The 13,552-nt window shown below is 72.6% G+C and carries 12 protein-coding genes and 1 pseudogene; 2 read left to right on the top strand and 11 right to left on the bottom strand.

The window, feature by feature from the left end:
• Nucleotides 1-885: 885 nt before the first annotated feature.
• The 5 genes and pseudogenes from IE255_RS36835 to IE255_RS36815 form a co-directional block, all read right to left on the bottom strand.
• Nucleotides 886-1,371 (bottom strand): annotated as a pseudogene (locus IE255_RS36835) (ATP-binding protein); the annotation flags it as partial.
• Entirely contained in the window at nucleotides 1,371-1,811 is a 441-nt protein-coding gene (locus tag IE255_RS36830; protein ID WP_190054831.1) for an anti-sigma regulatory factor, read from the bottom strand. The pseudogene IE255_RS36835 and the gene IE255_RS36830, both read right to left, overlap by 1 nt.
• On the bottom strand, nucleotides 1,811-2,230 hold the full coding sequence (locus IE255_RS36825; protein ID WP_190054784.1) for an STAS domain-containing protein: 420 nt from the start codon (nucleotides 2,228-2,230) through the stop codon (nucleotides 1,811-1,813). Before IE255_RS36825 ends, IE255_RS36830 begins: the two co-directional genes overlap by 1 nt.
• Complete coding sequence (locus IE255_RS36820; protein WP_190054783.1) at nucleotides 2,227-3,114, bottom strand: STAS domain-containing protein; 888 nt, start codon at nucleotides 3,112-3,114, stop codon at nucleotides 2,227-2,229. The genes IE255_RS36825 and IE255_RS36820 overlap by 4 nt, the downstream gene beginning before the upstream one ends.
• Nucleotides 3,115-3,379: 265 nt before the next feature.
• Nucleotides 3,380-3,781, bottom strand: a complete 402-nt coding sequence (locus tag IE255_RS36815) for an STAS domain-containing protein (protein WP_190054782.1) — start codon at nucleotides 3,779-3,781, stop codon at nucleotides 3,380-3,382.
• A gap of 333 nt (nucleotides 3,782-4,114) precedes the next feature.
• Here IE255_RS36815 and IE255_RS36810 point away from each other — a divergent pair, with 333 nt between their 5' ends.
• Entirely contained in the window at nucleotides 4,115-4,486 is a 372-nt protein-coding gene (locus tag IE255_RS36810; RefSeq protein WP_190054781.1) for a PRC-barrel domain containing protein, read from the top strand.
• Between the two features lie 38 nt (nucleotides 4,487-4,524).
• On the opposite strand, the gene IE255_RS36805 is transcribed toward IE255_RS36810, so the two are convergent.
• Both IE255_RS36805 and IE255_RS36800 read right to left on the bottom strand, forming a co-directional pair.
• Complete coding sequence (locus tag IE255_RS36805; RefSeq protein WP_190054780.1) at nucleotides 4,525-4,959, bottom strand: ATP-binding protein; 435 nt, start codon at nucleotides 4,957-4,959, stop codon at nucleotides 4,525-4,527.
• A gap of 116 nt (nucleotides 4,960-5,075) precedes the next feature.
• Nucleotides 5,076-6,974, bottom strand: coding sequence for an AMP-dependent synthetase/ligase (locus IE255_RS36800; RefSeq protein WP_190054779.1), 1,899 nt, complete (start codon nucleotides 6,972-6,974; stop codon nucleotides 5,076-5,078).
• A gap of 153 nt (nucleotides 6,975-7,127) precedes the next feature.
• On the opposite strand from IE255_RS36800, the gene IE255_RS36795 reads away from it, so the two are divergent.
• On the top strand, nucleotides 7,128-7,361 hold the full coding sequence (locus IE255_RS36795; protein ID WP_190054778.1) for a DUF6480 family protein: 234 nt from the start codon (nucleotides 7,128-7,130) through the stop codon (nucleotides 7,359-7,361).
• Nucleotides 7,362-7,388: 27 nt separating this feature from the next.
• Here IE255_RS36795 and IE255_RS36790 read toward each other — a convergent pair whose 3' ends face one another.
• The 4 genes from IE255_RS36790 to treS form a co-directional block, all read right to left on the bottom strand.
• Complete coding sequence (locus IE255_RS36790) at nucleotides 7,389-8,477, bottom strand: glutamate--cysteine ligase 2 (RefSeq protein ID WP_190054777.1); 1,089 nt, start codon at nucleotides 8,475-8,477, stop codon at nucleotides 7,389-7,391.
• A gap of 110 nt (nucleotides 8,478-8,587) precedes the next feature.
• Nucleotides 8,588-10,795: a 1,4-alpha-glucan branching protein GlgB gene (gene glgB, locus IE255_RS36785; RefSeq protein ID WP_190054776.1), complete on the bottom strand. Its 2,208-nt coding sequence runs from the start codon at nucleotides 10,793-10,795 to the stop codon at nucleotides 8,588-8,590.
• Between the two features lie 3 nt (nucleotides 10,796-10,798).
• A complete protein-coding gene (locus tag IE255_RS36780) occupies nucleotides 10,799-12,178 on the bottom strand; it encodes a maltokinase N-terminal cap-like domain-containing protein (protein ID WP_190054775.1) in 1,380 nt (459 codons plus the stop codon).
• Nucleotides 12,179-12,206: 28 nt separating this feature from the next.
• On the bottom strand, nucleotides 12,207-13,552 hold a 1,346-nt coding region (treS, locus tag IE255_RS36775; protein WP_190054774.1), incomplete at its 5' end, for a maltose alpha-D-glucosyltransferase.

Raw genomic sequence — 13,552 nt, 5'->3', positions numbered from 1 at the left:
ACGCCTCGGCGCGTCGGTACCGGATGGTTCGGCGCCCGGCCCGGTCTGCGCACCGGCCTGCGCCGTGCGCCTCGGCGTGGCGGTACCGGATGGTTCCCCGCCTGGCCCCGTCTGCGCACTGGCCTGCGCCGTGCGCCTCGGCGCGTCGGCACCGGATGGTTCGGCGCCCGGTCCCGTCTGCGGGCCGGTCTGCGCCGCTCGCCCCGGCGCGCTGGCACCGGATGGTTCGGCGCCCGGTCCCGTCTGCGGGCCGGGCTGCGCCGTGCGCCTCGGCGTGCCGGCACTGGATGGTTCGGCGCCCGGTCCCGTCTGCGGACCGGCCTGCGCCGCCCGCCTCGGCACGCCGGTACCGGACGGTTCGCCGTCCAGTCCCGCGTGCCATCCGGGCTGCGGACGGGTCTGCGCCGCTCGTCCCGGCGTGCCGGTACCGGATGGTTCGCCGCCCGGGCCTGTCTGCCGTCCCGGCTGCGGACCGGTCAGCGCCGCTCGCCCCGGCGCGCCGGCACCGGACGGATCGCCGTCCGGTCCCATCTGCGGTCCGGCCAGTGCCGCTCGCCCCGGCGCGCCGGCACCGGACGGTTCGCCGCCCGGCGCCGTCAGTCGTCCCGGCTCCTGTTCCGGCGTGCCGGGGCTGCCGGCGGGGGCCCCTGCCGGCAGGCCGAGGGTTCCTGCGATGCCGGGCACCGCCGTGTGCTCCGTCAGGTCACCGCAGGCCAAGGCCATGACCGGCGGCTCGGTCCGTGAGGCAGGGCCGGGCCCGGCGTCCGGCCACAGCCCGCCGCCGGAGCCCGGGCCCTCGGGCCACGCACCGGTGCCCCGCTGCCCACCACCCGGCGTGCCCGGCCCGGGCATGCCGCCCTCGACCCCGCCACCGGCCGGGCCCCGGCCCCCCGGCAGCCCGTCGGCCCACGCCGTCACCGCCGACCCCGCGGTGGCGGCACCACCCCTGGGCGTCATCCCCACGCGGGCCACCGCGACCGTGCCGCGGCCCGGTGTGCTGTGCAGGCCGAAGTCGTCGGCGAGACGCAGACACGTGCCGAGCCCGGCCCCGAGCGACCGGGTCGTGGAGAAACCGTCGCGCAGGGCCGCGGGGACGTCCGCGATGCCGGGCCCGTGGTCGATCGCGGCGATCTGCACGACCCGGGCCCGCGTCCGGCCGTCCCGCGGCGCGGGCGGGTCCACGACGTCGATGAGCACCTGCCCGCCCTCGGCGTGCTTCAGCAGATTCGTGGCGAGCTCGGTCGCGACCAGCGCGGCGGCCGCGGTGCGCCGCTCGTCCAGCCCGGCCAGCGCGGCCGCGCCCTCCGCCGCGACCCGCGCGTCGCGCACCCGGGTCGAGTCGCGCACCGGGACATCCCACACGCGCGGCATCACACCTCCTCGCGCGGACGCGGCGGCTGGGCCGCCCAGCAGGTCACCCGGACGGTGGTGCCGGCGCCCGGCGTGCTCTCGATGTCGAAGTCGTGCACCAGGCGCCGGGCGCCGCTCAGCCCCATGCCCAGCCCGTTGCCGGAGGTGTAGCCGTCGCTGAGCGCCTGGTCCAGGTCGGCGATGCCCGGCCCCTCGTCCGTGAAGGACAGCCGGAGCCCGTGGACGCCCCCGCTGCTGACGTGGACCGCCTCCATCTGTCCGCCCCCGCCGTGCACGAGGGTGTTGCGGGCCAGCTCACTGGCCGCGGTGACGAGCTTGGTCTGCTCCACCAGGCCGAAGCCCAGGCGGGCAGCGGCCTGCCGTACATGCTGTCGCACCCACACCAGGTCCATGTCCGACCGGATGGGCAGGCAGGCCTCCACGCCCGCGGCAGTGTGCATCACGGACTCTCCTGACGCGGGCTGCCGGGACGGGTCACCGGGGCCTGCTGTCCGAGGAGTTCCATGCCCGCCTCGGTACTGAGCGCGGTGCTCAGCCCCGGCAGCGTCAGGCCCAGTTCCACCAGGGTGATGGCGACCGCCGGGCGCATGCCCGCCACCACGGTCCGCGCGGCCAGCAGCCTGGCCTGCGCCGCGATCTCGGCCAGCACCCGGCCGAGGAAGGAGTCGACGATCTCCACCCCGGAGATGTCGATGAGGACACCGCGCACTCCGGTACGGGAGATCGTCTCGGCGAGATCCTGCTGGAGCTGCTGCGCCGTGCTGTCGTGCAGGTCCCCCTGGAGGGTGACCAGCAGGACGTCACCGAGCCGCAGGACCGGCACATGGCCGGTGACCGGACGGGAGTACGCCTCGCTCACCGCTGACCCGTACCCGGGTTCACGATGTCCGCGCCGAGCTGGTGCAGCGCGTAACCCAGCGCGTCGGACAGGCTCGCGCGGGTGATCACGTCCAGGTCCAGGCCGAGGTGCACGATGGTCTGCGCGATGGCGGGGCGGATGCCCGAGACGATGCACTGGGCACCCATCAGCCGCGCCGCGGCGACCGTCTTCATCAGGTGCTGGGCCACCAGCGAGTCCACGGTCGGCACGCCGGTGATGTCGAGGATCGCGAACCGGGCGTGCTGGTCGACCACGGCGTTCAGCAGGGTCTCCATCACCACCTGGCTGCGGGCGCTGTCCAGCGTCCCGATCAGCGGCACGGCCACGATGCCGTCCCACAGCCGGATGACGGGCGTGGCCACCTCCATCAGCTGCATCTGCTGCCGGTCGCTGAGCGCCTGCCACTCGCTCAGCGCGGTCTGCATCGCCACCAGCCGCAGGGTGCCCATCAGCACGGTCAGCGCCGTCGAACACGCCCGCAGGTGCTCGGGGGGTGCCTGTTCCAGATCGGCGGCCAGCAGATTCTCGACCGGTGGCCGCAGGGCGGCCAGCTCGCTGGAGACCTGGGTGTTGGACAGCCCGGCCCGGGAGCGGGCCGCGCCCATCCGGGCCAGCTGCTCGCGCACGCCGCTGAATCCCGCGGCGTCCGGGTCCTCCACCTGGTCCGAGTCGGCCACCTGGGCCAGCGCGTCCACGACGACCTTGCCCGCCTCCACCGCCTCGTCGCGCGAGACGGTGAACACGGTGCGGAACAGGGGCTCGTCCGCCCACCGCTGGGCGATCTGTTCACGCCGTCGGTTCAGGAAGTCCCTGACCTCGTGCGTCGGGGTGGCGAGCTGTCCGTCCGCTTCGTGCTCCGGCACCTGGTTCTCTCCTCATCCGCGTTGCATCGACCGAACCCGCTTCAGGCAACGAGACGGCGCTGTGACACTTGCCGGGCGACAACTCTAACCATGCGCCGACCTCGTACGACACCGGATCCGGCGCAAGCGGAACGGTTCGGGGGAACGGCGGTTGGCCACCGCCGTCACCCGCGTGCGCAGGGGCGGGCCGCCGTCCGGGCAGGGCGGAGCGAGGGCACCGGGCCACCGGTCGTACCGGCGCCGTGCCCGAGGGACACCGAGTCCGTCAGGCGCCCTCCGCCCCCGGCTCCCCGGGGGTGTCCGGCGTCTCGTCGACACGGGCCAGGGCCTCGTCGACGCTCTCCGATATCGGCACCGTGATGCTGACCCCGGTCAGGTCGAGGATGCGCCGCACGGCCGGCGTCGGGCCGATGACATGCACGCTGCCGGCGTTGCCGCGGGTCTCCTGGTACACCCGCAGGATGATGTTCATCCCCGACGAGTCCATGAACGGGACGGACGACAGGTCGAGCAGGAAGTGCCGTCGGCCGTGGTGGAGCTGGTTGGCCAGATGGGCCTGGAACTCGGTCGCGGTGTCGACGTCCAGGTAGCCGTCGACCGTGATCAGGGCCACGTCCTCCCGGGGCAGTTCGACTTCCACGGACAGCGGGTTCTGGGCGAGGGGCACGGGTACCTCCAACAAGTGCTACGGCCTGGGCTGGTCACCTCCGGGGGTGACCGCGGTGCGGGGCGATGCCGGTCGTGTCGCGGGCTCGAGTGCCGTTTCTCATGTGCCTCCCTTCGCTGCCGGGCTCCGTTTTCACCGCGCCCCCGCGATTACCCCGGAAACCGCCCTCCATGCCCCCGGATGTGAACATCGCCGAGGACCGCCGCCTGGCGCGGTGGCAGGCGTGTACGCCGAATGCGCTTGCGGCAGGAGGGTAATTGCTGCTGTGGAGCAGGCGGGCGGGAGCCGTCCGCCGGGGCTCGATCCGCACATCGCCAGGGAGGATGGGACAGCGTGGCCATCGACAGAATCTGGTCGTACGCGCCGGACAGCGGTCACACCGAGGGGCAGGACCTGACCGGGTTCACCGTCGCCGCGACCGACGGCACGATCGGGCACGTGGACCGCGAGGCCGCCCCGCACGCCATGCGGCACCTGGTCGTCGACACCGGTGTCTGGGTGTTCGGCCGCAGTGTCCTGGTGCCGGCCGGGGTCGTCACCGGCATAGACACGCAGGCCCGGAAGATCACACTGGCCTGCACCAGGGGAGACGCCAAGGCGGCGCCCCGTTTCCAGACCGACAGCGAGACCAGGGACCGGGAGTACCTGACAGCCGTGGGCGACTACTACCACCGGCTGCCGCCGCGCGCGGCGACCTCGGTCTGAAGCCGTCACGGGCGCGCCGCGCCCGTGACGCTCCCGGCTCACCAGGGCAGGAACACGTGCACGTCCTTGCCCCGGTCGTCGGTCACCACGCTGACCTGGTCGCACAGGGTGTGGATCAGGTGCCAGCCGATGCCGCCGCCACCGCTGCGCGGGTCGAAGGGGCGCGGGGCGGGCTCCGTGGTGCTGGTGTCGTGCAGGACCACGTGCACCCCGTCGAAGGTCCGGCGCATCCGCAGGGCGAACGGTCCTGGGGCGTACTGGACCGCGTTGGCGGCCAGTTCCGTCACCACCAGCAGGATGTCGTCCCAGTATTCGGGGGCAGCGGGCGGGGAGGAGCGTGCCAGGTCACGCAGGAACTCCTCCGCGGCAAGCCGCGCACCCGTCACATCGTGCGGCTCGCCCACGAAGCTGTTCGTGCGGCTCGGGATCTCCTCGGAGGTCAGTGCGTCATCCCCACGCGGCTCGGTTGACATATCGCCTTTCCGGCCCGGCGTCAGCAAGGGCTGTCGTCAGGGCTGTCGTCCTTTCTCTTGCGTCGCCACTGTTGCGTGTTCCCGAGGGGGCGAGGCCTACGCGTCCGGCCGGGTGCTCAGCGGAACACGCTGTCCGAATCGTCCCAGTTCGATGGTTCGTCCACCGTGCTCGGGCGACCGGGACGCCGGCGTGACCGGTACATCGCGTCGATCTCCGACGCGTAGCGCCGCACGATCTCGTCCCGGCGCAGCTTCATCGAGGGTGTCAGAAGCCCGTTGGTCACGTCGAACGGCTCCGGCAGCACCCGGAACACCCGGATCGACTCCGACCGCGACACCGCGCTGTTGGCCGCGGCCACGGCCCGCGCGACCTCCTCCCGCAGCGCGTTCTCCTCCCGCGCCTCCCGCATCTCGCCCTGGAGCGCCAGCGCCGCCCGCCAGTGCGCCAGGAACTCCGGGTCCAGCGTGATCAGGGCGCCGACGCAGGGCCGGTTGTCGCCCACGACCACCACCTGGTGGATGAGCGGGTGCATCCGCAGCCGCTGCTCCAGCGCCAGCGGGGCGACGCTCTTGCCGCCGCTGGTGATGATGATGTCCTTCTTGCGGCCGGTGATCGTCAGATAGCCCTCCGAGTCCAGCTGCCCGAGGTCCCCGGTCGCCAGCCAGCCCCCGCGCAGCGCGGCCCGGGTGGCCGCCTCGTCGCCCACGTACCCCTGGAACACCGACGGGCCGCGCACCAGGATCTCCCCGTCCTCGGCCACCCGGATCTCGGTGCCCGGCAGCGGCTGCCCGACGGTCCCGGACTTCTCCCGGCCCAGCGGCTGCATCGTCACACCGCCGGCGGTCTCCGTCAGGCCGTACCCGTCGTGCACGTAGATGCCGATGCCCTCGTAGAAGAGGGACAGGTCGCGGCTGAGGGGGGAGCCGCCCGAGGTCGCCCGCCGCACCCGGCCGCCCAGCGCGGCCCGCAGCCGGCGGTACACCGTGCGCTCGTACAGGGCGTGCTGGAGCCGCAGGTCGAAGCCCGGCCCTCGGCCCCGGCCCAGCCGCTGGCGCTCCAGGGCCGCGGCGAAGTCCCGTGCCGTCTCGGCGGCCCGCTCGAACAGCCCGCCGTGACCGCCCTGCTGGGCCGTGCGCAGGAAGTTCTTGTAGATCTTCTCCAGGATCGACGGGACCGCGTACAGGTAGGTGGGCCGGAAGGAGCGCAGCGCCGACGACAGCGCCTCGGCGCTCAGTTCGGCCTGGTGCCCCATGAGCAGGCCACCGCGCACGCACAGGCCCTGGATCATCAGTCCGTACACATGGGAGAACGGCAGGAACGCGAGCACCGAGCCCTGCTCCCCGCGCGGGGCCACCGTGTGCCCCCAGCCGGCCAGCAGCGTGTCGCAGGGGGCGGCCAGGCTGCGGTGGCTCAGAGCGCACCCCATGGCGTGACCCGACGTGCCGGACGTGTAGGCGATGACGGCCGTGGAGTCCGGCAGCACGAGGCGGCGCATCGAGTCGACCGTGGCGAGCGGGATGAACTCCCCGCGCCCCGTCAGCTCCTCCAGCGCGCCCGCGTCCAGCTGCCAGACGTGGCGCAGCAGCGGCAGCGACGCGCACACCGAGCCGACGGTCATCACGCCCTGCTCGTCCTCGACCACCACGGCCACACACCCGGAGTCCCGCAGGATCCACTCCACCTGGTCCCGCGACGACGTCGGGTAGACCGGCACGACCTCCGCCCCCACGGCCCACAGCGCGTAGCACAGCACCGTCCACTCGTACCGGGTGCGCGCCATGATGGCCACGCGGTGGCCCGGCCGTAACCCGCACGCGATCAGGCCCTTGGCCACGTCCACCACCTCGTCGCGCAGCTCGATCGCCGTCACCTCCTCCCAGACCGCGGAGGCGGGGTCGCTGCGGCGGGCGAGCACCGGCCGGGTGGGCTCGCGGTCCGCCCTCTCGAAGACGCTGTCGGCGAGCCCGCCGGTCAGGGGCGAGACGGCCGGCGGAGCGAGGGCGAGGTCGCGCATGCACTGCTCCTGACGTGTACGGGGTGTGACATTGCCGACGGGTACCGTCATCGGCGCGGTGCTCGAATCTAGTCGAGACCGGACCCTCCGGGTCGGGAAATACGGAAGTGGGACCCCCTGATGATCCGGCCGCGATCGGGGGACCCGGTCGGCATGAGCCACATCAATCCCGATCCCGATCCAGAGCGCACCCCCGGCCTGGAGCCGGGCGGCGGCGTACCGCCGGGCGAGACCCCGCCCGCGGAGAGCAGCCTGCCCGAGGCAGGGCCCCGGGAGACGCACAACCCGCCCAAGGGCTGGGCCAAGGGACCGCTGGCGCTGATCATCGTCCTCGTGGTGCTGATCGCGGCGTTCTTCCTGGCCTACGCCCTCGTCCTGATCCTCTGAACCCGCGCCCGGAAAGACCGGGACGCCTCACGCCTGCGTGTGGCGGACGCACTCCGTGACGACGTCCCGCAGGCTCCCCGTGCGCTCGAACAGCTCGCGCTGCACCTGCGCGCCGTTGCCGTCCCGCAGCAGCTCCGCGCAGGCGGCCCGGGCCCGTTCGAGGTCACCGGTGTCCGCGAGGGCCTCCTCGACGTGGTCCAGCAGGGCTCGCACGACGGCTTCGGCGGGCATGCGCCGCATGGTCACGGGGTGCAGCAGCTCGCCCGCGAGGCCGGACCGGGCGGCCTGCCAGTCGGCCAGCTGCAGCAGGCTGACGCTGTGGTCGAGCGGCTCCCGGCCGGCCCGCCACTCGCGTGCCGCGGTCTCGACCAGCCCGCGGGCCAGGGTGGCGACCAGCACGGCCGTGCCCGCGTGCAGGCAGACGTCCGAGACCCGGATCTCCACCGTCGGGTACCGCTGGGACAGCCTCGCGTCGAAGTAGATCATCGCGTCGTCGAGGAGGACCCCGGTGGCCACCATGTCCGCGATCAGGCGGTGGTACCGCTCGGCCGAGCCGAAGATCTCGGTCGGGCCGGCCGACGGCCAGCGCAGCCACACCCGGCTGCGGTAGCTGCTGTACCCGGAGTCCTTGCCCTGCCAGAACGGCGAGTTGGCGCTGAGCGCCTTCAGCACCTGGAGCCAGGGCCGCAGCCGGTCGACGACCGCGACGCCCTCCTCGTCGGACTCGACCGCCACATGCACATGGCAGCCCAGGACGAGCTGCTCCCGGGTGGCGATGCCGTACTGCTCCGCCATCCACTGGTAGCGCCGGTTGACGCCGACGGCGGGGCTGACCGGCAGCGGGGAGGTGGCGAGCGCCGCGACCGTGCAGCCGATCTCCCCGGCGTGCCGGGCGGCCTCCTTGCGGCAGCGGACGATCTCCGCGCGCAGGGCCTCCATGGACGACTGCGGATGAGTGGCGAACTCCAGCATCTGCTCGTGGAGTTCCTTCTCGAAAACGTCCTGATCCGCGTCGTCCTGCGCGGCCCGGGCGAGCACCGCTGCGGACAGTGCCCGCGGGTCCCCGGTCTCGGGATCGACCAGGAGGAGTTCCTCCTCCACTCCGACGGTGCGCACCCTGATGTCCGCCCTTCTGTGCCCTGCCGCGTCTGCCACCGGGTTGTCCCGGTGGTAGACCCCCAGTGCCCCTCACAGGCGGTTCGGACACCTGGTGGGGCGGCAGGACTTCACGGAGCGAACGGCGTCAGCCAGACGGTGGCCAGGGGAGGCAGCGTGATCCGGACACAGCCGTCCTCCGGTTTGACCGGATCTGTGTTGGTCACGCCGCTGCCGCCGTAGCGTGGGTCGTCGGTGTTGAGGGTCTCCTGCCAAGCGGCCACGTCCCCCGGCACCCAGAGGCCGTAGTCGTGCCGGACGACGGGGGAGAAGTTCGACACCGCCAGCAGCGGCCTGCCCTCGGCGTCGTACCTCAGGAACGCGAAGACGTTGTCGTCGGCCGAGTCCACCGCCACCCACCGGAAGCCCTCCGGCCGGGTGTCGCACTGCCACAGCGCGGGCGTCGCCCGGTACACCGCGTTCAGGTCGCGGACCAGGTCGCGCACGCCCCGGTGGTCGCCCGCCGAGTGGTAGCCGTCGTCGAGCAGCCACCACTCCGGCCCGTGCTCCACCGACCACTCGGCTCCCTGCGCGAACTCCTGCCCCATGTACAGCAGCTGCTTGCCCGGGTGGCCCCACATGAAGCCGAGGTAGGCGCGGACGGTCGCGCGCCGCTGCCACCAGTCGCCGGGCATCTTCGACACCAGCGCCTGCTTGCCGTGCACGACCTCGTCGTGGGAGATCGGCAGCACGTAGTTCTCGCTGTAGGCGTACACCATCGAGAACGTCATCTCGTGGTGGTGGTACTTGCGGTGCACCGGCTCGTGGGCGATGTACTCCAGCGAGTCGTGCATCCAGCCCATGTTCCACTTCAGCCCGAAGCCGAGCCCGCCGGTGTCGGTGGGCCGGGTCACCCCGCCCCAGGCGGTGGACTCCTCGGCGATGGTGACGACGCCGGGCGCCCGCCGGTACACGGTCGCGTTCATCTCCTGGAGGAACGCCATGGCCGCCAGGTCCTCCCGGCCGCCGTACGCGTTGGGCTCCCACTGGCCGTCCTCGCGCGAGTAGTCCAGGTAGAGCATCGAGGCGACCGCGTCCACGCGCAGCCCGTCGATGTGGAACTCCTCGCACCAGTACACGGCGTTCGCCACGAGGAAGTTGCGCACCTCGGTGCGGGCGAAGTCGAACTCGTAGGTGCCCCAGTCCGGGTGCTCGGCGCGCTGCGCGTTCCCGGGCTCGTACAGCGGGTCCCCGTCGAACCGGGCCAGCGCCCAGTCGTCCTTCGGGAAGTGCGCCGGCACCCAGTCCATGATCACGCCGATGCCGGCCCGGTGGCAGGCGTCGACGAAGTACCGGAAGTCGTCCGGGGAGCCCAGCCGCGCGGTCGGCGCGTAGAACCCGGTGACCTGGTAGCCCCAGGAGCCGTGGAAGGGGTGCTCGGCGACCGGCATCAGCTCGACGTGCGTGAAGCCCAGGTCCTTGACGTACTTCGGGAGTTCCTCGGCGAGCTGCCGGTAGGTCAGCCCCGGGCGCCAGGACGGCAGGTGCACCTCGTACACCGAGAACGGCGCCTCGTGCACCGGGGTGTCGGCGCGGTGCGCCATCCACTCGGCGTCGCCCCACTCGTAGTGCGAGGCCGTCACGACCGACGCCGTGTTGGGCGGCTCCTCGCAGCGGCGGGCCATCGGGTCCGCCTTGAGGAAGCGGTGGCCGTACCGGGAGTGGATCTCGAACTTGTACGCGGTGCCCTCGCCGACGCCCGGAAGGAACAGCTCCCACACGCCGGACGCGCCCAGGGACCGCATGGGGAACTGCGTCCCGTCCCAGTAGGTGAAGTCCGTGGCGACCCGCACGCCCTGCGCGTTCGGCGCCCACACCGTGAACCGGGTGCCCGCCACGCCCTCGTGGGTCATGGGCTCCGCGCCGAGCGCCTGCCACAGCTGCTCGTGCCGGCCCTCGCGGATCAGGTGCAGATCGAGCTCGCCGAGCGCGGGCAGGAAGCGGTACGGGTCGTGCACCTCCTGCTCGCTGCCGTCGTACGCCACGTGCAGCGTGTACGCGGGGATCGCGTCCAGGGGCAGCACGCCGGAGAAGAGGCCGTCGCCCTCCGAGGCGAGGGCGGTGCGCTTCCCGCCGATCACGACGCTCACGGAGCGGGCGAAGGGGCGCAGCGCCCGGAACACGATCCCGCCCGGGACCGGGTGGGCGCCCAGCAGCGCGTGCGGATCGTGGTGGGCGCCCGCCAGCAGGCGCCCCCGGTCCTCCGGGCTCAGGGCGGGCGCGGTCGGGCTCGGGACCGGGCCGGACGGCTCCGGGATTGAGGTGTCGCGCAGGGCCACGGCTCAGTCTCCTCTCACGGCGAGGCGCTCGATCGCCGCCATCGGTACAGGCAGCCAGTCGGGGCGGTGCCGTGCCTCGTACAGCACCTCGTACACGGCCCTGTCCGTCTCGTAGGCGCGGAGCAGTCCGTGTTTCTTGCGGGGGTCCCAGCCGGCGCGGCCGGCGTAGCCCGCGCAGTAGGCCTCGCGGCAGCGGCGGGCCCACTGCGGGCGCCAGGGGCGGCGCTGCCGGGCGGCGTAGTCGAAGGAGCGCAGCATCCCGGCGATGTCCCGCACGGGGGAGTGGGCGCTGCGCCGTTCGGAGAGCGGCCTGGACGGCTCGCCCTCGAAGTCGATGACGAACCACTCGCGCCCGGCCCGCAGCACCTGGCCCAGGTGCAGGTCGCCGTGGATGCGCTGGGCGGGCGGCCCGACGTCGCAGGTGGTCAGGGCGGCGAACGCGGCCCGCAGGCCCGGCACGAGCGGCTTCAGCGCGGGCACGCAGTGCGCGGCGGCGGTCAGGCGCTCGTTCATCGCGGTGGCCGTCCGCCCGTTCTCCCCGGGCTCGCCGACCGGGAAGGCCGAGGCCAGCGCGAGGTGCACCTCCGCCGTGGCCGCGCCCAGCGCCCGCGCCTGGGCCGTGAAGTCGTCGCCGGCGGCCAGCGCGTGCAGCGCCAGCGTCCAGCCGTCGGAGGCGTCCCGCAGATACGGCTGGAGCACGCCGAGGGTGGCCTGGAACGGATGCTTCGTCTGGAACCAGGCCACGGGCGCCGGGACGCGGTGGCAGCCCTGGCGGGCCAGTGCCCCCGGCACCTCCAGGTCGGGGTTGACGCCCGGCTGGATGCGCCGGAAGACCTTCAGGATGTACTCGTCGCCGTAGACCAGCGAGGAGTTGGACTGCTCCACGTCCAGCAGACGAGGCACCAGTCCGGCGGGTACCTGCTGGTCCGCGTCGCAGTCGAAGCGCAGCGGGCCCGCGGTGCCGGGGTGCCGCAGCCGGTCCAGCAGGAGCTGCGCCGAACGGGGGTCGTGCAGCGCGTCGTACACCGTCAGACCGGCCAGCGGTCCGTCCTGCACCTGCCCGATGAGCGCCCGCCCGAGGCGCGGCGCCGGATGCTCACGCACGCCGAGCAGCAGCTGGTAGCAGTCCCCGGCAGGGAGCGCCCCACCGGGGGAGGGCACGCCCGTGTGACCGGCGTGACCGGCGTGACCGGCGTGGACCAGCAGGTGCAGACAGCCCGGGAACAGCTCGGTCATCGACAGCAGGCCGAGCTCAGTGACGGGCCGGTCCTTGCCCGCGAACCAGCGCTGCCGCGGCAGCCAGTCGCGCAGCAGCCCGCCGAGCGACTCCATGGGCTCGGCCAGGCGCGTGAGGCTCGGGCGGAGGGATGCGGTCTTCGGCATGGTCACGCCTCCTTTCGTCGGCGCATGCTCACAGTCGTCGGCCGATGCGCGAGGCGACGCGGGTGAGCCGGAACCAGTAGAAGCCGTGGCCCCCGAGGGTCAGCAGGTACGGCAGTTCACCGATGGCCGGGAAGCGGACTCCGCCGAACAGCTCCACCGGATGGCGCCCGGCGAACTCGCGCAGGTCGAGTTCGGTGGGCTGCGCGAACCGCGCGAAGTTGTTCACGCAGAGCACGAGGTCGTCCTCGTACTCGCGCAGGAACGCGAGCACCGCCGGGTTGGAGGAGGGCAGTTCGGTGTAGGAGCCGAGTCCGAAGGCGGGGTTCTGCTTGCGGATCTCGATCATGCGGCGGGTCCAGTGCAGCAGCGACGAGGGCGAGGACATCGAGGCCTCGACGTTGGTGACCTGGTGGCCGTAGACGGGGTCCATGATCGCCGGCAGGAAGAGGCGGCCCGGGTCGCAGGTGGAGAAGCCCGCGTTGCGGTCCGGGGTCCACTGCATCGGGGTCCGGACGGCGTCGCGGTCGCCGAGCCAGATGTTGTCGCCCATGCCGATCTCGTCGCCGTAGTAGAGGATCGGCGAGCCGGGAAGGGCCAGCAGCAGCGCGGTGAACAGCTCGATGGTGTGCCGGTCGTTGTCCAGCAGGGGAGCCAGACGCCTGCGGATGCCGATGTTGGCGCGCATGCGGGGGTCCTTGGCGTACTCGGCCCACATGTAGTCGCGCTCCTCGTCGGTGACCATCTCCAGGGTCAGCTCGTCGTGGTTGCGCAGGAACATGCCCCACTGGCAGCCCGAGGGGATGGCCGGGGTCTTGGCCAGGATTTCCGAGACCGGGTAGCGGGACTCGCGGCGGACGGCCATGAAGATGCGCGGCATGACCGGGAAGTGGAAGGCCATGTGGCACTCGTCGCCGCCGGTGGCGTAGTCGCCGAAGTAGTCGACGACGTCCTCGGGCCACTGGTTGGCCTCCGCCAGCAGCACCGTGTCGGGGTACTGCGCGTCGATCTCGCGGCGGACACGCTTGAGGAAGGCGTGGGTGGCCGGCAGGTTCTCGCAGTTCGTGTCCTCGGCCGCGTAGAGGTACGGGACCGCGTCCAGCCGGAAGCCGTCGATGCCGAGGTCCAGCCAGAACTTCAGCGCCGCCAGGATCTCCTCCTGGACGCGCGGGTTCTCGTAGTTGAGGTCGGGCTGGTGCGAGAAGAAGCGGTGGAAGAAGTACTGGCCGCGCACCGGGTCGAACGTCCAGTTCGACGTCTCGGTGTCGACGAAGATGATCCGCGCGTCCGGGTAGCCCTTGTCGTCGTCGGCCCACATGTAGTAGTCGCCGTAGGGGCCGTCGGGGTCCTTGCGCGACTCCTGGAACCACGGGTGCT

It is taken from the genome of Streptomyces lomondensis (genome assembly GCF_014651035.1).
GTDB lineage: Bacteria > Actinomycetota > Actinomycetes > Streptomycetales > Streptomycetaceae > Streptomyces > Streptomyces lomondensis.
Note: the sequence above shows the minus strand (reverse complement) of the source record. Positions and strands in the feature narration are given on the sequence as shown.